The following is a 23,186-nucleotide window of genomic DNA, read 5'->3' on the forward strand; positions in this document are numbered from 1 at the left end:
AAATTAACTTAAAGACTTAATTGCCCAAAATTCAACATCTAAATTCGGAAAATTACCGGCTAAATGAAAGGCTATGCCTGATGAAGTATCAAACATGTCCCACAGCTCGTGCTTTTTGTCTAATTCAAAATAGACATAACCGCTGTGGTATGGCAATTCTCTTGGTGCAACAGATAAAGCGTGCACCCTAATTCCAGGCAGGTGGTAAGCAACCAATTCTTTTACTTTTTCCACGGTACCTATTTTTACTACGCTAGGAATTTTTTGGCGCAATGCTTCGTTCGGCATATCGGCTTTAATCGCAAGAACAAATGAAGCTTTGTCCAGTAAACTTTGGTCTGGTGTTTGAGCAACGCGAGTCGCTTCATCACGCATATCAAGCGGAATCCTAATCGCTCGTTGTTCAAGTACGATAGATAATGATTTACGTAAATTGAAAAATAATTTACCGAAACATGAGGTTAGGTCATTATGCTCATATACTGGGATATTACCTACTTTGCGAGAAGGTAGGAAGGTCATTAAATCAGCACATAGTTTGGATAAATTAATAAATAATTGTTCAGGGTGTGTTTGTCGTGCGCCTTCATTTTCGTGATGCAAATATGCCAAATATCGATTAATAGTTTGAAGCATCATGAAGTCCATAACTTCAACAGAGCCGCCGGTGTTAGGATCATTCACAGCATTAGCCAAGCTATTGCTTTTTTGCATCAATAAACCATATATCTCTGAAATATAAGCCTTTAAATGCTGTTGCTTTTGACTTCCGAGACAAGGCGGGATATATGATTCGTCCAGAATGATTTCAAAGTCCGCAGAGCTGGAACGGATAAGCGCAATGGGCAGGGCAGTTTGTCCGCTGGTTAAGTCGTTTTCTAAAACCAACATCGGATTAAGATCTGCCAGTGTTACTTGACGACCATCTAATTCAGTATTTGTAGTGTCTGCTAGAGTTTTATTAAAGGCTTTGTAGCGACATGAGTCTGAAGAATCCTGATTGGGAAAATAAATCTCATTATTTACAGAAGAAGGCAGAGTAACAGCTAGGCAGATTTTGGTGTCTTTAATATTTGCAGGAACTTTCAGACTCAAATTTTCGAGTTGTTTTTGAGAGAACAAAAATACAGAACCATCAGGGAAAACACCTTCTGCTTCATTAATACCGATTACCCCTCGTTTGAGGCCGTCTGAATTTAACACCAGCGAAGAGAATCCCCAAAAATGCCCCTCTTGAGAAACGGCTAATTGACGTAGGCCGGATTCAAGATAACGTTCAAATTGCTGGAAATGCTGTGGGGTAATAAAGATACCCTCTGACCAGACTACTTTTGCTTCTATTGCCATTCCTTCATCCTTAATCTTTTAGTTATTATTTTTCTTCACGGAAAACGCCTTTACTAAGGTCGCTGCCGTATTTGCGCGCTTTTCCGTTTTCTTTAATTTTTTTATCGTCAGGGTGCCGCTCTTTATATTCCTTTAACATGTCCTTCATTTCTGGCTTTGATAATTGAGTTAATTTATTTTTGCCGACATTTACATAGAAATAATGTTTACCAAATTGATACCATCGTTTCTTCTGCTTCAATAATACCAATTGCCATTGACTGTTATCCAAATCTCGATAACTCGCGACTACTCCTAAATATTTCAGGTGGGAATCCATTTTAATCGGCAATATGGTAACCGTATCAGGATGCAGCATGAATTGGTTTTGCTGGATTAACTTCTCACCTAAATTTTCTTTGGCATTGTTGGTAAGTTCAAAATAGTTTGATTTTTTGAACTCTCCATCAGAAGACAATTGATATAAATCCAATCTGATGGGAGAAGGTTGACCAACTATATTTGGATTTGCATCAGGAGAAACTATGATTTGTACATCAATTTTTTCCCCACTCTCATCAGATTCTTTAGGGGGTTTATGGTCGGAAGCACATGAGCTTACCATTAAGGATATCATTAAGAATGATATATATTTTATTAGTTGTTTATGCATTTTAATTGCCTTCAAGTCCATCAATATAGATTACGTCTGACAACAAATATTTCAATCAGTCATACAATATATAACTACTAGGGAAATAAATAGGTTCGTTATAATTAATTTGAAAGACTAAATTTTTTTAATATTTTCTAAAATTATAAAGTATTTTTCTTGCGGGGGTTATATTTATATTGATAAGTAAAGTCATGGTTACTTACATCAATATTTACATTTAAAACTTGTTTGCCTTGAGTTGCACAAGTAAGCAGTTCACGACTGATTTGCGGTAAAACTGTATTGGTCAGAATCGCATCAATCATGCGGCCACCTGACTCAACTTCTGTGCAGCGCGAAGTAATCAGCTTGAGCACTTCTGGCGTGTAGTGAAGGTCGATACCGTGGTTATCTTTAATTCGGTCTACGATACGGCTTAATTGTAATTCCACAATTTTTGAGAGCATATCGTCGGATAACGGATAGTAGGGAATCACTTGCATGCGACCTAGTAGCGCGGCAGGGAAAGTTTTCAGCATGGGAGCACGCAAGGCTTTGTTTAAACCTTCCGGAGTAGGCAGCATTTCAGGGTCATCACACATATCCATAATCAAATCCGTACCTACATTGGTAGTCAGGATAATGATGGTATTTTTGAAATCGATATAACGGCCTTCACCATCTTCCATCCAGCCTTTGTCGAATACTTGGAAAAAGATTTCATGCACATCCGGATGTGCTTTTTCTACTTCATCAAGCAAGATGACGCTATAAGGTTTGCGTCGTACGGCTTCAGTCAGTACGCCGCCTTCACCATAACCGACATAGCCCGGAGGCGCGCCTTTCAGGGTGGATACGGTATGAGCTTCCTGATATTCGCTCATATTGATGGTAATTACGTTTTGTTCACCGCCATACAATGTATCAGCCAGAGCCAATGCTGTTTCGGTTTTACCCACGCCTGAAGGACCTGCCAACATGAAAACACCGATAGGTTTGTTGGGGTTATCCAGATTCGCACGTGATGTTTGGATACGACGGGCGATTGCATCCAAACCGTGACGTTGGCCAATGATGCGTTTGTTTAAAGTATCGGCAAGTTGCAAGACGGCCTCAACTTCGTCTTTCATCATTTTGCCAACGGGAATACCTGTCCAGTCAGCTACAACGTCGGCAACGGTGCGACTGTCCACTAAGGGCATAACCAGCGGTTGGATGCCTTGCAGTTTTTTCAGTTTGTTAACCAACTCTTTTTGGCGGGTATGCAGCTGCTTGGTTTCTTTCTCAGCCGTTCCTTCTTCCGCTTGCATGATTTGTTCACGTACTTCTAACAGCCCAGTAACCAAGTCTGCTTCAGATTTCCATCTGTCTTCTAATTTTTTCAGACGACCTTCAACTTCAGTTAATTCTTTGCCGATATTGGTTATCCGTGTTTCAGAATCGAAACTGAGTTTTTTCTCACGTTCCAAATTTGCTTGTTCAAGTTTTAATGCCTCGGATTTCTTCCGCAAAAATTCAATACTGCCAGGAACAGCATGCTGGCTGACAGCAACACGCGCGCAAGCGGTATCAATCAAGCCGACAGCTTTATCGGGAAGTTGGCGTGCAGGGATGTAGCGATGGGAAAGTTTCACAGCTGCCTGAATTGCTTCATCGAGAATAATCACGTTATGGTGTTTTTCCAAAGAAGCGTTTAATGCTCTAAGCATGTTGATGGCTTTGTTTTCGTCGGGCTCATCCACTTGCACCACTTGGAAACGGCGGGTCAGGGCAGGGTCTTTCTCAAAGTATTTTTTGTACTCTGCCCATGTTGTCGCGCCGATGGTACGCAGTTTGCCTCGGGCGAGCGCAGGTTTGAGCAGGTTGGCTGCATCGCCCGTACCGGCTGCCCCGCCTGCACCAATCAAGGTATGGATTTCGTCGATAAAGAGCACAATGGGGGTCGGGCTGGATTCTACTTCGTCCATAACCGCTCTGAGTCGTGATTCAAATTCTCCGCTGACGCTGGCACCTGCTTTGAGTAAACCGATATCCAGCAGGATTAATTGAACGTCTTTCAATCCGGGCGGAACATCTCCGGCCGCCAGACGCAATGCCAATGCTTCGACGACGGCTGTCTTACCGACACCGGCCTCACCTGTGAGAATCGGATTGTTTTGACGGCGGCGCATCAGGATGTCAATCATTTGTCTGATTTCGGTATCGCGACCTGTCAGGGGATCTATTTCGCCATTTTTGGCTTTTTCAGTGAGATTGCTGCCGTATTTGGCCAAGGCACTTTCTTTGTGGGTAGCGTTAGGCTCCGAAGATAAAGCATTTTGGGTAACATCAAGATTTTCTTCAGAGTTTGCAGTAATCGCGATAATATTGTTCACCAATGTTTCAGTTTTGATTTTGAGGAACTCGGATGAAATATTGGCCAAAATGCTCTGCAACGTCTTATTTTCAAGCATGGTGTAGAAAATATGAGCAGTACGGATTTTGTCGGTACCGAATTTGAGCGAGCTGTATGTCCAAGTTTGCTCGACAAGGGTTTGGATATGTTCGGAAAAATCGATAACGGCAGTAGAACCTGCAGGAAGTTTTTCAACCGCTGTCAATACATCTTTTCGGACTTTGGCTTCGTCTAAATTAAAACTGTTGATCAGGCAGAAGATATCGGTTTTTTCGGTTTGCAGCAGAGAATGAAGCCAGTGAACCAACTCAACGTAGCTGTTTTCACGAAGACGGCAGAAGGTGTAGGCATTTTCCAGAGTTTTATACAAGGTGGTATTCAACTTGCCAAATAATACGCTGCGGCTGATGTTTGACATGATGTGTCCTTAATTAAGTTATTCCAAGTATGTCTAAAAACAGTTTGAAAGAAGCTTTTCTCAACAAAGGGGCCGTCTGAAAAAGCTGTTTAATGGTTGCTGACGATCAAGTCTTCGGCGTCACGGGAAACATTTCCCAGCCAAGTTGTTAAGCCGAGTTGTGTTTGTCCGCCTAAGTCCATGAGCGGTACTTCTTTTTGCATTAAAACAGGCTGTATATCCCATTCATATTCATCTGCGGCAAACAACCTTACCCACTCCCGTAGGCGGGCGGTATTGATACCGTCTTTGAAGAATGATCGGTAAGCGGGTAGGGTAAGCGGACCGATAATAATGCGGAATTTGCTTTGAACATCGTAAAGCTTGTCGCCCAGCAGCAGGCCATCTCCCAGCGTATAGTTACCCATGATGCCGATTTGTGTTTTTTCTTCCGCAACCTCAACCCAATACCCGACATTGGTTTGAATGGTAACGGGGACTTTGAAATAACGGTTGAGTAATTGCTGAAGATTGGCTGCTGAACGGCTTTGCTTCATCAGCAGGCCGGCAAAATAACGCTTGGCAAATTCGTGGATTAAGCCTTTGTTATGTATGGCCGGTGTATCCAGCCCATTAAAGCTGACGATATATTTCCCGAAACGGTCTTCAGCATTTTTATCTAAAGAAATAATGCTCTGAGCGTTGGCCCATGCCCGATAGAACAAGACAGCCAGACGGTGTTGCAACATATTGGCAAAACCGGTCCATGTCCGGTCGCCGTGTTGGTGTTGACGCTCATAGGCATATTCGGTCAAATGCAGGGGCAGGGGGCCGGATGGGCCAAACAAACCGAATCCATTAATGGAAATTTCCACATAACGCGGCGATAAGGCAACCGATTGGATGTTGCGGGGAGCAAAAATAAGCGATGGCTCTTGGCGAATCCTTATTTTTTCCATTTTCGGGCTGACGGCTTTGCCCAATAATTTCCCGCCGGTAACAAATTTGACGGACTCAAGCTGGCGCAAGAGTGAAAAATAATCGTATTTATAGGGCTGGGAGGCAACTTTGTTTAAAAAGCCCGTCAGTTTTTCATCCCATGTATCGTCCAATGCGTCGCCAAAATCTGTTTGAGCGTTAACCCGACTCATACGATTACCCTCTCTCCAACAGCAGTCGGCCAAGTAGCCATATGTCCTTGTTGGAGCGTGTCAATTTGAAGCTGTATGAATGAGTTAATTGACACCAAACGTTGGAAGTAATGGTTCAAAACCGAGCCGAACAGGAAGGGATGGATACCGCCCAATTGCGCTTCATCCAGCGTAACCGTGATTTTGATGCCTCGAACAGGCGCTGCAACTCCGTAATGACGGACCACCTTGTTCACGGTGGAGGTCTCAACACGTGTAATCGACTCAATCTGTTTTTTCAGCAAATCATTTTCAGAAGAAACAAACACCATTAAAAGCTCTTTTAAGGTGACGGGCGTATCTTCCTGATCGATGTTTAACAATGACAGATAGTTCAAGCTTAATTGGTTTAAAAACGACCAAAGTGTCCGATCCTCACTCACAGCTGCTTGAGGACGTGTTAACTTAGAAATCAGCTTAATAGAGTTAACCGGCAGGAAACCTTCAATCAGGAAATCGGACTCTCCGTCGCGCGGCATCATCAGCGGTAAATCCCTGCTGGTACACCAGGCATCTACGGAAAGATGCTGTATGCCGGAATTGAAAGCGTAATCTCGATTGTCGGACAGAGACAAAAACACTTCGCTGCCCAAGTAGGAAGAACGGAAGCCATTTTTGACAGAATTTTCCGATGGGACTCTGTCTGAACGCCGTGCTGAAAAATAAGCATGCTGAGTTTGGGCTTCGGGGAAGAGCCCCATATCCGGTGATTTGTACATCGGTGAAAATGCAACGGTTTGACGGTTGTTGGTGTCAAAACCTTTTACTTGTTCGATGGCGTAGATTTCATAATTTAAAGGTTGTGTACGGTCGATGATGACGTGGTGTTCCTGGTCTTGGATATTTACAGGGAAGCGGGAGCTTTTTTTTCTGAATAGATTTACCACAGGCACCGCATTAACGGAAAAATCCTCTACACTGATCAATTCTGTCAATTCAGGTATTTTGTTGCTGAATAAAAATGAAAGACTGAAATAACGTTTGCGGTAGGTAATGATTTTTTTATTGACACCCTTATCGTTTACGATTTCTTCCAAATGTTCGGGTACTTTGGGCAAATGTCCGTCATTCTCAGCCTGATGGACAGCCTGTTTGATATCTTTTTGAGCGACAAACAGGAATTTTTCCGGCAGGCGCGCGTATTCCTGCATAATCCGGAATGCGCTGACGGATTTGTCCAAATTAAACGATAAGGCTTCATCTTCCCGAAATCCCCGATGTTCCGGTTTGGAGGACAACGGGTAATACCATTGTTTGGGGTTCTCATAACTGTGGCAAACGACGCCCACGCATTCGGAAGCCAGTAAAAACAGCAGTGCAGATGATTTAGAAAGTTCCGTACCTAAAAACACAGACAATTCATCCGGCAACATTTCCGAACATGCGCCAGGTACGCTGAGTGAGAAGTCCAAACGCAAGGCAGATTGCACTTTTTTCCCGGCAGATGCCTTGAGCGCGGGAAGCGTACTTGGTAAATAGCCGAGCGAATCGGTATATTTGGCTTTTTCTATGCGTAAAGGTAGGATTTCAGTGGTTTTGGTTACGGAAAACGGGCAACTTACCTTGAATTCGTCGATGGGTAATGAGCGCAATACTCTGCCACGTTCCAGTAGATTGATCACGTCGGCGTTGTATTGACCGGTAGGTTCCAAATTGACAATCGCTGCTGCCGGTTTCTGATTGATGAAGTCGGGGTAAACGACTTCCAAGATTCTTTGTACGAAACGGGGATATTCCGCATCCAGCTTGAGTTGGGTGCGGGCAGTGAGAAAGCTTACACCTTCCAATAACCTTTCAACATAAGGGTCGGGGATGTCGGTTGTATCCAGTGCCAATCGGGAGGCGATTTTGGGATATTGCTGTGCAAATTCCCTGCCCATTTCCTTCAGGAAGGTCAGTTCTTTATTGTAGTAAGACAATAATTTGTTATTCAAGACCTATTTCCCCCATCTAACAAGTCAAACAACCCGGTCTCAACATCCATACTGGTTCGTAGCAGGAACTCTTTGGGATAAGGATTGAGTTTCAGGTAACCTTTGACTTCAATAATAAGTTTGTTGTGTAAAGCATCATCATCATCGTCTACGGTATTCACGATAACTTGCAGGGTTTTGCTTTCGAGGCGTGGTTCGAAATCGATGATGGCTTGTTTGATATTTTGTTCTACATCCTGCCATTCTATGTCGGAGAAATTCACTCCCGACAGGGGCGGAATGCCGTAATTGAGTGTGGACGAGCGCACATTAACAGGCAGATCTTTCTCCATGGTTTCCACTTGCATGTTGCAGGTATTCAGCAAGTAAAGAATATCGCGCAGCACTGCCTGCCGATATTGGTCAAGATTGATGACCTGATCGGGGCGTGCCTCTTTTTTTTTGCGCGGCTCTTCATCTGTCAGTCTGTCAAACAAAGAAGGCAGCAGTTGGTTTCTGAATTGCGACATGATGGATTGCGAGAGTCGGAGGATGGATAAGGTTTAACGCTGTTGTCCGAATTTAATATTGCGAATATCCAAGAGACCAAAATCATGGCTGTCGGTATACAGGGTTTTTTGACCCATGCCTGTAAAGAGCTGTTCGGCTACTTCTATCCAGTCTGTTTGCGAACAGTTCATCAACATATCCGACCATTCGGTTTCTGCATCCGGCAAAACGGCATAGCGGGCAGGACTGGTACATTGGATGCATTCGCCGTCGGTAAATTTGATTTCAGACGACCTCCAGATGATGTCGAGCAACGAGCTTGGTGCTTTGAAAGCTATACTTTCAATAGAGTCCCAAGTTTGCCAATAGTAGTGGCCTTGATAGAAGAATTCATAAACAAAAGCAGTACGTACATCGCCGTCCATAATCCAGTCGCTGTCGGTTTCAGCAACCGATTTATCTGCCAGAATATAAGTGATGTGCGCTGGTGTACCGTCGATACAGTCGGATAAGGCTTCGTAGTCGGCAGTGAGAGCAGAGCTTTTTTTCTCTGCAACATGAGCAACTAAAGAGAGTTGTTTTTGAAGAATATCGAGTTTGCTTGCGTGCTGTTCCAGAGTTTTAGGTTTCTGCTGTGTTTCCAAAACTGCCTGGCGATGCATTTCAGCAGAAATGTTTTCAATAAGGTAGAGCATCAGGGGCTTTTGAGTATCGGGAAACAGTTTTTGGTATTGCCCGATTTGCTTTAAAGCCTGTTCCCATTTGGCACTCAGACAGAGGTATTGAATCAATGCCAAACGATGTTCCTGATTGTCAGGATTTGAACGTACAAGCTCAATCATGTCCGTTAATTTAGTCTTCAAATCCATCCCAGCAACTCCTTATTTATTTGTATAAAGTGTGTAATAGTCGAAACCCGATTAACTTTTCAGGAGGAAAGAGGTCGTCTGAAAAGTAAATTTATTGTAATAAAACCTGACTTAAAACGCCTTTTAAGCCAGGCTTCTGCAGTTAAATGCGCATAGTGGTTATGCGGATTTGTTTTCTTTGATGTTGAAGGCCATTTGAACTTCAGCGCCTTTAGAACCTTTATCGGTTTGTTCCCAATATTGGTTTTTCACTTTGGCAGCTTGGAATGAGTAACGCATTTTCAGCTCATCGCTGTTTTGTACACCGATGAATTTCACGCCGGTTACCAAGACATCTTCCAAAGTGGTGCGCGAATATTCGATTTGTTCGCCACCGGCTTTGCATACGGAAATTTCTACTTTGCTCAAGTGTTGGCCGGTAGCACAGTTTTTCAGAATGGTCGGAGCGGCTTTATCAATAGCGGCAACTACGGTCAAGTCATTGAAATTGACTTTACCGGCACCACCGCCACCACCGCTGGTCATCGAACCGGGTTGCTCGGCACCCCAGTCAAAACTTTCGATGTTGGTCCAGTCTTTGTGGTTGGAATCTTTTGATTCTCCGTTAACACCTTCAACTTTCATGAACATATCAATAGCCATGTTTTTACTCTCCTTGTTAAAAGGTTAAAAAAATTAAGGGATTTAACAACAGGGCATGAACATGCCCACCTAAATAAACCAAACCCGACTATTCCTGTTTAGCCGAAGGCAGTTTGGAAACCAAGCGCAATGAAACGGTAAGGCCTTCGAGTTGGTAGTGCGGGCGCAGGAAGAATTTGGAAGTGTAATATCCGGGATTGTCTTCAACTTCTTCCACAACCACTTCAGCAGCGGCCAACGGTTTACGGGCTTTTGTTTCTTGAGTGGAGTTAATCGGGTCTCCATCTACATAATTCATAATCCATTCGTTTAACCAACGTTCCATGTCTTCACGCTCGCGGAACGAACCGACTTTGTCGCGTACGATACATTTCAGATAGTGCGCGAAACGACAGCACGCAAACAGGTAAGGCAGACGTGCAGACAAACGGGCGTTGGCGGTAGCATCAGGATCATAATATTCAGACGGTTTATGCAGCGATTGAGCACCAATAAACGCGGCCAAGTCGGTATTTTTACGGTGAATCAACGGCATGAATCCCAATGCTGCCAATTCGGCCTCGCGGCGGTCACTGATGGCGATTTCGGTTGGACATTTCATATCCACGCCTCCGTCATCCGTCGGGAATGTGTGGCAGGGAAGGTTTTCAACGATACCGCCGGATTCCACGCCGCGGATTGAGGTACACCAACCATAGTATTTGAATGAACGGTTAATATTTACCGCCATTGCATAAGCCGCATTAGCCCATGTGTATTTGTTGTGATCCGCGCCTTCAGTTTCTTCTTCGAAGTCAAACTCATCAACAGGGTTCGTTGTGGCACCGTAAGGCAGACGGGATAAGAAACGTGGCAGAGCCAAACCGATATAACGCGAATCTTCGGAATCACGCAGGCTGCGCCATGGGGCATATTCGGCATTTTGGAAAATTTTGCTCAAATCACGAGGATTGGCCAACTCTTGCCAAGATTCCATCTGCATCAGTTTGGGGGATGCGCCGGCGATGAACGGACAGTGTGCGGCGGCGGCAATTTTTTCAAGGCTATTGAGCATTTCCACATCGGGTGCAGAGTGATCAAAATAGTAGTCGCCAATCAAACAGCCGAAAGGCTCGCCACCAAACTGGCCGTATTCTTCTTCATAAATACGTTTGAATAGGGGGCTTTGATCCCAAGCGGTACCTTTGAAGCGTTTTAAGTTACGTGCAACTTCTTTTTTGGAGATGGGCAATACTTTGATTTTCAACAAAGTATCAGTTTCGGTATTGGTAACCAAATGATGCAGGCCGCGCCATTCGCCTTCCAGCTTTTGGAAATCTTCATGATGCAGAATCAAATTGATCTGTTCGGAAAGTTTTCTGTCGATCTCTGCAATAATCGCTTCGATGGTTTGATAAGTGTCGTCTGAAATAGTAATGGCGTTTTGCAAAGCTTGCTGTGCCAGTGTCGCTACGGCATTATTGACAGCACTTTTGGCTTCTTCAGTTTTGGGTTTGAATTCTTTTTGCAGCAGCTGTTCAAATTCATTTGCGGCAAACACACTTTTCGCGCCGCCGTCCCCTTGGATGTCTAATTGCTTTTCAATCATGATTCACGCTCACTTTATTGATTTCATCTGAAATTACTGCTCGTCTTTGGTTGTTGCTTTAGGTGCGGCTGCAAGGCTTTTCAGCAGCTCACTGTCTCCCAAGACTTTTCCGATTAATTCTTCAGCACCGCTCTTACCATCCATATATGAAAGCAGGTTGGCAAGCTCTGTACGCGCTTGCAGGAGTTCGTTTAAAGGACCTACTTTTTTGGCTATTGCTGCCGGAGAGAAATCATCCATGCTTTCCAATTCAAGCTCTACATTCAAGTTGCCTTCCCCGGTAAGCGTGTTTTTGACATTAAATGCGACACGCGGTTTGAGGGCTTTCATGCGTTCATCGAAATTATCTACGTCAATTTCCAAAAATTTACGTTCGGCTAATTCAGGTAGCGGCTCTACGGGTTTACCGACCAAATCTGCCATCACACCCATAACGAATGGAAGCTCAATTTTTTTCTCAGAACCGTAAAGTTCTACATCGTACTCAATCTGTACGCGAGGCGCCCGGTTGCGGGCAATAAATTTTTGTCCGGATGATTTGTTTCGTGACATATTCAATGACCTTTAAATGATAAAAGTTGTTTATTTAAACGAACTTTAAATATTGCGGATAGACTAGCTTATTCGTTGGAAGTTCCCGTTTCTTCGTCCTGCTTCCCGATCAAAACTTCCAGATTGGCAATGCTTTCAGGACTGATATCTTTCATGATGTCGTAGAAGTTCATATTCATTTGCCGCTGTACCCTGCGGATAAATAGTGGGGCAGGGTGGCTGGGTTCCAGCGTTTCAAAGTAAATGCAGATTTTTTCCAAAGCCAAATCGACATCAGCACGATTTTTGATATTCAGACGACGCCAAGCATCCGCTTCTTGCAGGGTTGATGGCTCTTGGGCAACGGTCGAAACGGATGTTTCAACAGGCTGTTCTGTTTGTTCTGCCTGTTGCAGCTGCGGGGTGCTTCCATCCTTGTAATTGACGGCTTTGTGAATGAGGGTAAGCGGCTTTTGAATCACCTCGAAATTAAGCGAATGTTCGTCTTGCAGCTGCGTTGAGAAAGTGTTTTGAATATCTTTCAGATAATCCAATGCTTGGATCAAGGCAATCAATTCCGGTTTGCCGGTGTCAGCGCTTACCCTGATGTCGAGCATCAATCGCTCTTTACCACCCGGATAGCTTTGCGGATCATTGCCTTGCAAGACAGAAACTGCTTCTTTGACGGTAATAGGCTGTTGGGTCAGACCGTTTACTAATAACTTGGCTGAAAATACTTCTTTGGCGATGCCATCAAGTGTCGTGAATGCACTTAATGCATTGATTCGATAAAACGGGTCGGGTTCGCCGTCCTCATCTTCGAGTTTGGGATATAGGGATTTCCAATATAAATCCACATTGGTTTTGATGGCCTCGCAGCCGGTGCAAAAGCCAACCAACCCGTGTTTTGCGGTAAGAGCCTGTGTGTAATAGGCTAAAACATGGAGGTCTTTTGATTCAGCCAGCAGTTGATTGCATAGCTTCTCTACTGTAACCCAATCAGGTTCTTCCGCAGGGATGATGGTGTCGCCATATTGTCTTTCCGGCTTTCCTTCCGCTGCACTTTGAAGTTCTAAAAAGCGGCTATCGTATTCAATATTTACCCCTTCAGGGGTGTCGGCGGAAATTGGTTCAGCCCATAGGGGAAATGTACTCATTTACTTATAATCCAAATATTTTATTGAACAGGGAACATGTCGGCTCCCCGTCTCTTTCTATATGGTTACCACTTTCGCATTCCATCCAAAAGCTACCGATGTTATCTGTTTTGGATAAAAAAATGAGGAAAGATTCAGATAATGGATTGCTAGGTTTGTGAATTGTATCTAAGCAATCTTTTAAAACACATTTACCATTAATCAATGTTTGGTTAAAAAAATCTATATTTTTGTAAAAAAAATTAATAGATTTTAACTGTTCGGAAGGAGTATAAAGCTTTTGAAATAATACAAAGGGATATTGCCGACCTGTTTGGTCCGAACTAAGGGCTGTTATACCAGTATAGGTAATGTTGTCAGGCAGTTTAATACAAAACAGCCAAATACGAGATGCGAAAAACGCCTTTCGGATAAATGGAATTAACTTATCTTGGTTGGTGCAACGATCAAACCATCCATCCCAAAAATTTTTATCGTTAGCTTGGAGATTTTCAGAAACAATAAAATCACGAGATTGATTTAGCTTTCCGAAAAAGTAGGTTTCTATTTGCCGCATAAATAACAATCACATGATGTAAAATTAACAAAAGATAAAGTTACTTAAGGTATTGGTTATGCTGCCTCAAACATATCCAATATGCCTGCTGTATATATACTTTACCATAATTTTGGTTTATGTATTAATATATTTTTTATTCGCTAAAATAATAAGTAAGGTAAATATTTTATGTTATTAGTATATTTACGGAACATTTATTGTAAATTTAGTATCTTAAGATACAATGTATTTACAGTTTGTTATTTGTTATAATTTTGTTGTAATGCTATTTCGAAACAGTCAGAATTATTTTGACTTAGTGTCTTAAGTCTCTAAAATATCTTAGTTTTTAATTTCAAAAGCAATAGAATCTCGACGGAGGGAGTAAGTGCATGGCCTCTTTCGGTAACACTTTTGGTGTTCTCATTCCTAAACCAGCCGCACCAGCCATGGTGTCTCAAGGCTCTGCCAATCCACCTGAGCCGCTGACCAATGCAGCCGGGCCGGTGGATGTGATAGAAATGGTTGCCGATGTTGCTTCCACTGCCCTTTCCATAGTTGCGCCTGATTCTGCTGCAGCCGATGCAGTTGATGCCATATCTGATTTGGTTTCTCTTGCGTCTATGATACCCGGTCAACCGGGCCCCAAACCCCCTTCCCGTAAAATGGTCAGCGGTTTTAGCGGCGGCATGGGTATGGGCTTCGATGGTGGGATAGTTACCTCAGGTCATGGCCACTGTATTCCTTGTAAGGTAGCTGCTGCCACAAATGTTGGTAACCCTGTAAATGCAGTGCTCGGTATCAAAGTCCTATTTGACGATACCGAGACCGACTTTGCTTTCGATTCCCCACTTCCCCTCGTTTGGCAGCGCAGCTACTATTCCGACCAAATAGGCAACGGCTGGTTGGGGCAGGGTTGGTCGCTGCCGTTCTCCATGCGTCTTGTCCGTACTGCCGACGGATTCCTTTATATTGATGAACAGGGCAGGGAAATTCCGTTGCCGGATATCAGCGACGAAGCGGACGAGCCTTATTCCGCAGCCGACGACGATGAAGACGATTTATATGAAGAAGAGGCTGCCCCAAGACCTGCTTCCGCCGAAGAAGATCCCTACGGTCTGGATGACGCCTATTTCGATCCTTACGAACAAATCTTCTTTTCACAGATTTCAGACGACCTCTACCAAATCGCCTCCCCCGACGGCGGCGCACGGCTACTGTTTGCCGAAGTCGATTCCGGCTGCGGCATTTACCAACTGGTCGCACAACTCGACCGCAACGGCCGCCATATCCGCCTCTGCTACGACGACAACGGACTGCCGCACAGCATCTACGACGGCAGCGGCCGACACTTCCGACCCGTATTCTCCTCCATCCGTCTGAACGACAACGATCCCGACTTCGACCCGGCCGGAGAACGGGACGTCTTCGTTTCCGAAGACGAGCGTTTCTACGACAACCGCCTCACTTCCGTCATCTTCAATGGTAAGGAACTGGTGCGCTACGACTACGACGGCTACGGCGATTTGACCGCCGTTTACGGACGCGACGGCAAAAAACTGCGCGGTTTCGCCTACCGCAACCACATCATGGTCGAACACAGCCAGCCCGACGGACTGGTGTCCCGCTACGAATACGACCGTTATGACACCGACGGCAAAGTGCTCAAGAGCAGCAACAACCTCGGCGAAGAATGGACGTTCGACTACCGTAAAGACCATACCGTCGTTACCGACGCATTGGGACGGACGGAAGTGTATGGTTTCGACGAAAACCGCGAACTCGTCTACCGCATCGACGCCGACGGACAGCGCAGCGACAGCGAACGCGACAGCTACGGCCGCATCACCGTAGAACGCGACCCGCTCGGACGCGAAACCCGCTATCTCTACGATACCGAAGGCAACGTCATCGCCATCACCGCGCCGGACGGCAGCAGCACCCAAATCGACTACCACGAAACCCTCAACCTGCCGGTTGCCGTCAACGATCCCGCAGGCAGGATTACCGCCTACACCTACGACGGACGCGGCAACCTCGTCAGCATCACCGACCCCGCCGGTTACACCACCAGCTACGGCTACAACGCCCAATGGCTGCCCGAAACCATTACCGACGCCTTAGGCAAAACCCGACACCTACACTACGACACCCTCGACCAACTCGTCTGCTTTACCGACTGTACCGGCGAAACCACCCGTTTCGGTTACACCGAATACGGCGATCTCGAAACCGTTACCGATGCACTGGGCCATATCACCCGCCACCATTACGACGCAGCGGGCAACCCCGTCCGTACCGACTATCCCGACGGCAGTCACGAAACCTTCGAATACGACCGCCTCAACCGACTGACCGCCTACATCGACGGACTCGGCGCCAAAACCGCCTACGAACTCGCAGTGGACGGACTGCCGCTCAAACGCACCAACGCGTTGGGCCATACCTTCGCCTACGCCTACGACAAAGCCCGCCGTTTGACCGTCCTCACCAATGAAAACGGCGAAACCTACCGTCTCGATTACGACCCGACCGACAACTTGATCCAAGAAACCGGCTGGGACGGCAAAATCACCGCCTACGGCTACGATGCCGCCGGACAACTGGTTCAACAGACCGAATACGGCCAAAGTCATAATGAAGGCCGTCTGAAAGACCGTCCCGAGACTTGGCACATCCACCGATTCAAACGCAACATTCTCGGCCAACTGATCCAAAAACAAAGCCGCAAAGTGTCCCACAAAAACGGACAAAGCAAAGACGAAGGCATCAGCCGCACCCGTTTCGACTACGACCCCATTACCGGCAACCTGACCAAAGCCCGCAACCGACACAGCAGCGTCGAACTTGCCTACGACGAACTCGACCGCCTCATCGGCGAAACCACCGTCCACAACGGCCAAAGTGCCACCGTAGGCTACCGATACGACCCGTTGGGCAACCGCATCCGCACCATCCTGCCCGACGGCCGCCATATCGATTACCTGTACTACGGCAGCGGACACCTGCACCAAATCAGCCTCGACGGCGAAGTCATAACCGACATCGAACGCGACAAACTGCACCGCGAAATCCAAAGGACGCAGGGCAGCATCAGCAGCCTGTACGACTACGACCCCATGGGTCGTCTGAAAAGCCAGCGTACCGTCCGGAGCGGCACACAAACACCCCGCGGCAAACAAAACCCGTTGGCCGGCGGCGCCGTCAACCGCCGCTACGCCTACGACAAAGCCGGCAACCTGATTCAAAGCGCCGACCAAAGAAGCGGCGTCCTCCATTACGTTTACGACAAAATCGGACGCATTCAAGAAGCCCGCAACAGCCAAACCGGCCGCAGCGAAACCTTCGCCTTCGACCCCGCCCACAACATCCTCGACATCCCAACATCTACTCCCTCTCCCGTGGGAGAGGGCAAAGCGACCGCTCCGATTTCAGACGACCCCAAAACTCAAGGTCGTCTGAAATCACCTGCCAACCCTAACCCTGTCAGCGGCAACCGCCTCAAAGAATACAACGGCATCGAATACACCTACGACGCATTGGGCAACCTGATCTACCGCCAGCTGCCCGACGGTGAAAACCAATATTACCAATACGATTTAGAAAACCAACTCGTCCGCGCCGAAATCAAAAAGCCCGCCGGCAATACCGAGATCTGGACATACGCCTACGACCCGTTCGGCAGACGCCTCTCCAAAGAACGCCAAGACAAACTTGCCTGGACGAGTACCGATCCGAAACGCACCCACTTCGTCTGGGACGGAACACGATTACTTCAGGAGTACACCTACAAAGGCAGCTACACCTATATCTACACCGACCAAGACAGCTACGAACCGCTGGCGCAAGTCTTTGACAACGCCAAAGACGGCAAACAATACCTCGCCTATTTCCACAACGACCAAATCGGCATACCGCGCGAGATGACCGACATCCACGGCAATCTCTTATGGTACGGCGAATACACCGCTTGGGGTCGTCTGAAAAAGGATGAACGGGTTTACAAGAATGCGCATCAGCCGTTCAGATTGCAAAACCAATACTTCGATGAAGAGACCGGACTGCATTACAACCTGATGCGGTATTACGAGCCAGAGGCTGGGCGTTTCATTAACCAAGACCCGATTGGGTTGTTTGGTGGAGATAATTTATATTCATTTGGTAATCAAGTATTGGATTTTATCGATCCACTTGGTTTAAAAATTTATGGCCATAGAAAAAACGGAACATTTAGGAAAAAACCTGGACCGAAATCCAAGAAGAAAAGCGCGGGTAAAGGGGAGTGTATCCAAAATAAAAAAGATGGTGATGCTCGCGAAGCCTTACATAAAAAAGACTTAGATGCCCAATATGGAGCTGACCGTATATTGAGTCAGAAACACTTGAGAAATAAAAAGGGCGAAATTGTTAGAGATCCCGTAACAGGTGAGTCTCGTAAGCTTGATTTTGTTATAAAAGGAGCTGGTAAAAATGGTGGTGGGCATGCTCAGGAAGTAACTAGTTTGACTGCGTCTAAGACGGCACAACGTGCTAAAGAATTAAGGATTAGAAATTCTGGGGGTATTTATGTTAGAGATGGGACATCCCTAATTAAAGTAGATGAATTATCTGAAATTATCCGATTGAAATAGAAAGGAAACTTATGGAAGCAAATGATATAGTTTTATTTGATTTTGATGCATTTATTTCAGGAAGTAAAGATGTTGATTACCAAGAAGCAATAAAAAAAATGTCTTTGTCTTTGATGAAATTTTTAATAGAAAATGATTTGTTGGTAAATATAAATCCTTTTAATCAAGATGGATCAGTAAAAAATGATTTAATTATTAAGAAATCAAATTTAACGGATGAAGGTTTTCAATTATTCGTTAAACCAGTAAATAACTGGTGGAATGCTTTGGATAGGGGAACTCCTCCCGAGAAAGTTACTATTTTGGAGAATGGGTTGAAAAAAATTCGTGCTGTGAAAAAGTAATTTTCTAGCAAGCCGTAGCCCGCACAAAACCTTCAGTCCTGACGTAGGGTGTGTGCGGTACACACGCACGCGGTTTCTGTTTTTCAGACGATCTCACTATCTTCTTTGAGGTCGTCTGAATCATTTGTTCTTTAACAATCTCATTAGCAGTTGACATAGAGGTCGTCTGAAAACGAACTTTCAGGCGACCTTCATCTTATTTCGTCAAAAATGTGCGCACGAAAGGGTTTTCATATCATACTGCTGCCTTTGAAATAGAATAAAAGGCGTATATAAAATCATGTAGGAAGGATGATTTCGGAAACCAAACGGCAGGGATTAATTTCTAGGAAACAGGCAGCAAGATTGCGTAGAATTATTGGTAAATGTTCCTAATTTTATTAATGTAAATATATTGGAAAGGGTTAATATGACCTACTTGATTAAGCCATATGAATCAATTGGTGATTTTGTATTTGGTACTTCTATTGAGGAAATACAAGAAAAATATGGAAAACCAGCAAGAATGGTTGAAGATAATATTATGAATAATAAGGTGGAATATAGGAATGCTTGTGAGTTAGTTTATGAAAACGATAAATTGGTTTATGGATATTGCTTAAAAGATTCTAATCCCATATTAGGAGATATTGATATATTTAAAAATTCAATCGAAGACCTTAAAGCTATCGATTCAGAATTTATCGAAGGAAAAAAATATATTCTTTTTAAGAATCTCGGGATTTGTATAGGAGGTATGACAGGAAAAAAAATTCCTGAAGGCAAGTTATTAATTGCATTTGATAAAAATCACTTTGATTTTTTTGAATGTTTTATCGAGGTGTAATCGAACTGTAGTCAATGAAACTTCCAATTTCGATGTAGAGTAAGCCGCAGCCTACACAAAACCTTCAGTCCTGACGTAGGGGGTGTGCAGTACGCACGCACGCGGTTTCTGTTCAGACGACCTCAAAACCTTCTTTGAGGTCGTCTGAGCCATTTGTTCTTTAACAATCTCATTAACAGTAACATAGGGGTTGTCTGAAAACCGACTTTCAGACGACCTCTGCCAAATCGCCTCCCCCGACGGCGGCGCACCGCCTCACCTCCGTCACCTTCAACGGTAAGGAACTGGTGCGCTACGACTACGACGGCTACGGCGATTTGACCGCCGTTTACGGACGCGACGGCAAAAAACTGCGCGGTTTCGCCTACCGCAACCACATTATGGTGGAACACAGCCAGCCCGACGGACTGGTGTCCCGCTACGAATACGACCATTACGACACCGACGGCAAAGTGCTTAAAAGCAGCAACAACCTCGGCGAAGAATGGACGTTCGACTACGATAAAGCCCGCCGTCTGACCGTCCTCACCAACGAAAACGGCGAAACCTACCGTCTCGATTACGACCCGACCGACAACTTGATCCAAGAAACCGGCTGGGACGGCAAAATCACCGCCTACGGCTACGATGCCGCCGGACAACTGGTTCAACAGACCGAATACGGCCAAAGTCATAATGAAGGCCGTCTGAAAGACCGTCCCGAGACTTGGCACATCCACCGATTCAAACGCAACATTCTCGGCCAACTGATCCAAAAACAAAGCCGCAAAGTGTCCCACAAAAACGGACAAAGCAAAGACGAAGGCATCAGCCGCACCCGTTTCGACTACGACCCCATTACCGGCAACCTGACCAAAGCCCGCAACCGACACAGCAGCGTCGAACTTGCCTACGACGAACTCGACCGCCTCATCGGCGAAACCACCGTCCACAACGGCCAAAGTGCCACCGTAGGCTACCGATACGACCCGTTGGGCAACCGCATCCGCACCATCCTGCCCGACGGCCGCCATATCGATTAATCGAACGCGACAAACTGCACCGCGAAATCCAAAGGACGCAGGGCAGCATCAGCAGCCTGTACGACTACGACCCCATGGGCCGTCTGAAAAGCCAGCGTACCGTTTGGAGCGGCACACAAACGCATCACGGCAAACAAAACCCGCTGGCCGGCGGCGCCGTCAACCGCCGCTACGCCTACGACAAAGCCGGCAACCTGATTCAAAGCGCCGACCAAAGAAGCGGCGTCCTCCATTACGTCTACGACAAAATCGGACGGATTCAGGAAGCCCTCAACAGCCAAAGCGGCCGCAGCGAAACCTTCGCCTTCGACCCCGCCCACAACATCCTCGACATTCCAACATCTACTCCCTCTCCCGTGGGAGAGGGGCTGGGGAGAGGGCAAAACGACCGCCCCGATTTCAGACGACCTCCAAACTCAAGGTCGTCTGAAATCACCTGCCAACCCCAACCTTACCGGCGGCAACCGCCTCAAAGAATACAACGGTATCGAATACACCTACGACGCACTGGGCAACCTGATCTACCGCCAGCTGCCCAATGGTGAAAACCAATATTACCAATACGATTTAGAAAACCAACTCGTCCGCGCCGAAATCAAAAAGCCCTCCGGCAACACCGAGATTTGGACATACGCCTACGACCCGTTCGGCAGAAGGCTTTCCAAAGAACGCCAAGACAAACTCGCCTGGACGAGTACCGACCCCAAACGCACCCACTTCGTCTGGGACGGAACGCGATTACTTCAGGAGTACACCTATAAAGGCAGCTACACCTATATCTATACCGACCAAGACAGCTACGAACCGTTGGCGCAAATCTTTGACAACGCCAAAGACGGCAAACAATACCTCAGCTATTTCCATACTGACCAAATCGGCATACCGCGCGAGATGACCGACATCCACGGCAATCTCTTATGGTACGGCGAATATACCGCCTGGGGTCGTCTGAAAAAGGGTGAGCGTGTTTATCAGAACGCACATCAGCCGTTTAGATTGCAAAACCAATACTTCGATGAAGAGACGGGGCTGCACTATAATTTCTTCCGTTACTATGAGCCAGACACTGGTAGATTCATCAATCAGGACCCGATTGGGTTGTTGGGTGGGGATAATCTTTATGAATTTTCACCCAATATAAATAGTTGGTTTGATCCTTTAGGATTAAGTCCTAGAAATTTGCCAGGAATTGCATCAGGAAGTGGTAATTCAATTGGAAAAAAATGGTTGAAGGGTACACATGGAAATGCTGGTGTATTTCCTAAATCTGTAGCAGATAAATTACGTGGTAAATCTTTTGATAGTTTTGATGATTTCCGAGCTGCCTTTTGGAAAGAAGTAGCAAAAGATCCAAAATTAGTTGAGGGTTTTTCGGAGACTAATAAGAAAAGGATGGCTCAGGGAAAAGCACCTAAAGCAGCCAAATGTCAACATGATGGTAAAGTAAGCTCGTATCAAATACATCATAAAACTCCCATTAATCGTGGTGGTGGTGTTTATGATATGGATAATATGCTGATTGTTACACCAAAATTCCATAAAGAGATACTAGAACCGAAATACCATTTTGGAAGAGGATAGCATTATGTTAGATAGATTATATTTAATCAAACTGATTGATCAGTTAAGAAATTTTGAAGGTTCAGAAGAGGATGAAGATGTATTTCTTGAAAAATTAGAAAATTTGGTCACAGATCCAAATATATCAGATTATATATATTGGACAAACATGAGCTCTGAGGAAATAGCTGATAAAGTACTTAGTTACAAACCTATTATCCTCCCTGATTTAAGCAAGCCGTAGCCTGCACAAAACCTTCAGTCCCGACGTAGGGTGTATGTGGAACGCACGCGGTTTCTGTTTTTCAGACGACCTCACTATCTTCTTTGAGGTCGTCTGAACCATTTGTTCTTTAACAATCTCGTTTCCGAAGCAAGCCGTAACCCGCATGAAACCTTCAGTCCCGACGTAGCAAGCAGTAGCCCGCATGAAACCTCCAATCCCGATGTAGGGTGTGTGCGGAAAGCACGCACGTGGTTTTTGCTTTTCAGACGACCTCAATACTTTCTTTAAGGTCGTCTGAACCATTTGCTCTTTAACAATCTCATTAACAGTAACATAGAGGTCGTCTGAAAACCGACTTTCAGACGACCTCTGCCAAATTGCCTTCCCCGACGGCGGCACACGGCTGCTGTTTGCCGAAGTTGATTTTGGCTACAGCGACCGGCTGGGACGGCAAAATCACCGCCTACGGCTACGATGCCGCCGGACAACTGGTTCAACAGACCGAATACGGTCAAAGCACCGATAAAGACCGTCTGAAAGACCGTCCCGAGACGTGGTACATCCACCACTTCAAACGCAACATCCTCGGCCAACTGATCGAAAAACAAAGCCGCAAAGTCTCCGGCCGCAACGGACAAAGCAAAGACGAAGGTATCAGCCGCACCCGTTTCGACTACGACCCCATTACCGGCAACCTGACCAAAGCCCGAAACCACCACAGCAGCGTCGAACTCGCCTACGACGAACTCGACCGCCTCATCGGCGAAACCACCGTCCACAACGGCCAAAGCGCCACCGTAGGCTACCGATACGACCCGTTGGGCAACCGCATCCGCACCATCCTGCCCGACGGCCGCCATATCGAT

19 protein-coding genes and 1 pseudogene are annotated in these 23,186 nt (G+C 45.8%); 8 read left to right on the forward strand and 12 right to left on the reverse strand.

Annotated elements, in window-relative coordinates; all coding sequences use genetic code 11:
* Positions 1-3: 3 nt before the first annotated feature.
* From tssK to tagF, 12 genes are all read right to left on the reverse strand, one after another.
* Positions 4-1,347, reverse strand: a complete 1,344-nt coding sequence (gene tssK / locus RSJ68_02175; GenBank protein WNU97588.1) for a type VI secretion system baseplate subunit TssK — start codon at positions 1,345-1,347, stop codon at positions 4-6.
* A 25-nt stretch (positions 1,348-1,372) separates the two neighbouring features.
* Positions 1,373-1,999 (reverse strand): type VI secretion system lipoprotein TssJ, encoded by a 627-nt coding sequence (gene tssJ, locus RSJ68_02180; GenBank protein ID WNU97589.1) that lies wholly within the window; start codon positions 1,997-1,999, stop codon positions 1,373-1,375.
* A gap of 143 nt (positions 2,000-2,142) precedes the next feature.
* Complete coding sequence (gene tssH / locus RSJ68_02185) at positions 2,143-4,794, reverse strand: type VI secretion system ATPase TssH (protein WNU97590.1); 2,652 nt, start codon at positions 4,792-4,794, stop codon at positions 2,143-2,145.
* 89 nt (positions 4,795-4,883) lie between these two features.
* On the reverse strand, positions 4,884-5,924 hold the full coding sequence (tssG, locus tag RSJ68_02190; GenBank protein WNU97591.1) for a type VI secretion system baseplate subunit TssG: 1,041 nt from the start codon (positions 5,922-5,924) through the stop codon (positions 4,884-4,886).
* The gene (locus RSJ68_02195; protein ID WNU97592.1) at positions 5,921-7,897 is read right to left on the reverse strand and encodes a type VI secretion system baseplate subunit TssF; all 1,977 of its coding nucleotides are present in this window, start codon (positions 7,895-7,897) and stop codon (positions 5,921-5,923) included. The genes tssG and RSJ68_02195 overlap by 4 nt, the downstream gene beginning before the upstream one ends.
* Positions 7,894-8,406 (reverse strand): type VI secretion system baseplate subunit TssE, encoded by a 513-nt coding sequence (gene tssE, locus RSJ68_02200; protein ID WNU97593.1) that lies wholly within the window; start codon positions 8,404-8,406, stop codon positions 7,894-7,896. The genes RSJ68_02195 and tssE overlap by 4 nt, the downstream gene beginning before the upstream one ends.
* 33 nt (positions 8,407-8,439) lie before the next feature.
* Complete coding sequence (locus tag RSJ68_02205) at positions 8,440-9,255, reverse strand: type VI secretion system accessory protein TagJ (GenBank protein WNU97594.1); 816 nt, start codon at positions 9,253-9,255, stop codon at positions 8,440-8,442.
* Positions 9,256-9,414: 159 nt separating this feature from the next.
* Positions 9,415-9,897 carry a type VI secretion system tube protein Hcp gene (locus RSJ68_02210; protein ID WNU97595.1) on the reverse strand — a complete coding sequence of 161 codons (483 nt, stop codon included), beginning with the start codon at positions 9,895-9,897 and terminating at the stop codon, positions 9,415-9,417.
* A gap of 88 nt (positions 9,898-9,985) precedes the next feature.
* Positions 9,986-11,485 (reverse strand): type VI secretion system contractile sheath large subunit, encoded by a 1,500-nt coding sequence (tssC, locus tag RSJ68_02215; protein WNU97596.1) that lies wholly within the window; start codon positions 11,483-11,485, stop codon positions 9,986-9,988.
* Between the two features lie 33 nt (positions 11,486-11,518).
* A complete protein-coding gene (gene tssB, locus RSJ68_02220) occupies positions 11,519-12,037 on the reverse strand; it encodes a type VI secretion system contractile sheath small subunit (GenBank protein ID WNU97597.1) in 519 nt (172 codons plus the stop codon).
* Between the two features lie 68 nt (positions 12,038-12,105).
* Positions 12,106-13,173 carry a type VI secretion system protein TssA gene (gene tssA, locus RSJ68_02225; GenBank protein ID WNU97598.1) on the reverse strand — a complete coding sequence of 356 codons (1,068 nt, stop codon included), beginning with the start codon at positions 13,171-13,173 and terminating at the stop codon, positions 12,106-12,108.
* A gap of 4 nt (positions 13,174-13,177) precedes the next feature.
* Positions 13,178-13,729 carry a type VI secretion system-associated protein TagF gene (gene tagF, locus RSJ68_02230; protein WNU97599.1) on the reverse strand — a complete coding sequence of 184 codons (552 nt, stop codon included), beginning with the start codon at positions 13,727-13,729 and terminating at the stop codon, positions 13,178-13,180.
* Positions 13,730-14,103: 374 nt separating this feature from the next.
* Here tagF and RSJ68_02235 point away from each other — a divergent pair, with 374 nt between their 5' ends.
* From RSJ68_02235 to RSJ68_02270, 8 genes and pseudogenes are all read left to right on the forward strand, one after another.
* On the forward strand, positions 14,104-18,342 hold the full coding sequence (locus RSJ68_02235; protein ID WNU97600.1) for a DUF6531 domain-containing protein: 4,239 nt from the start codon (positions 14,104-14,106) through the stop codon (positions 18,340-18,342).
* Between the two features lie 11 nt (positions 18,343-18,353).
* Positions 18,354-18,686, forward strand: coding sequence for a DNA polymerase III (locus tag RSJ68_02240; GenBank protein ID WNU97601.1), 333 nt, complete (start codon positions 18,354-18,356; stop codon positions 18,684-18,686).
* Positions 18,687-19,095: 409 nt separating this feature from the next.
* Entirely contained in the window at positions 19,096-19,512 is a 417-nt protein-coding gene (locus RSJ68_02245) for a CTP synthase (GenBank protein WNU97602.1), read from the forward strand.
* 287 nt (positions 19,513-19,799) lie between these two features.
* Complete coding sequence (locus RSJ68_02250; GenBank protein WNU97603.1) at positions 19,800-20,534, forward strand: hypothetical protein; 735 nt, start codon at positions 19,800-19,802, stop codon at positions 20,532-20,534.
* A gap of 74 nt (positions 20,535-20,608) precedes the next feature.
* Positions 20,609-21,079 (forward strand): hypothetical protein, encoded by a 471-nt coding sequence (locus RSJ68_02255; protein ID WNU97604.1) that lies wholly within the window; start codon positions 20,609-20,611, stop codon positions 21,077-21,079.
* Positions 21,080-21,341: 262 nt separating this feature from the next.
* A complete protein-coding gene (locus RSJ68_02260) occupies positions 21,342-22,115 on the forward strand; it encodes an RHS repeat-associated core domain-containing protein (GenBank protein WNU97605.1) in 774 nt (257 codons plus the stop codon).
* Between the two features lie 4 nt (positions 22,116-22,119).
* The gene (locus tag RSJ68_02265) at positions 22,120-22,338 is read left to right on the forward strand and encodes a hypothetical protein (protein WNU97606.1); all 219 of its coding nucleotides are present in this window, start codon (positions 22,120-22,122) and stop codon (positions 22,336-22,338) included.
* A gap of 407 nt (positions 22,339-22,745) precedes the next feature.
* Positions 22,746-23,135 (forward strand): annotated as a pseudogene (locus RSJ68_02270) (hypothetical protein).
* Positions 23,136-23,186 lie beyond the last annotated feature (51 nt).

Source organism: Neisseria sp. DTU_2020_1000833_1_SI_GRL_NUU_006, assembly GCA_032388755.1.
Lineage (GTDB): Bacteria > Pseudomonadota > Gammaproteobacteria > Burkholderiales > Neisseriaceae > Neisseria > Neisseria sicca_C.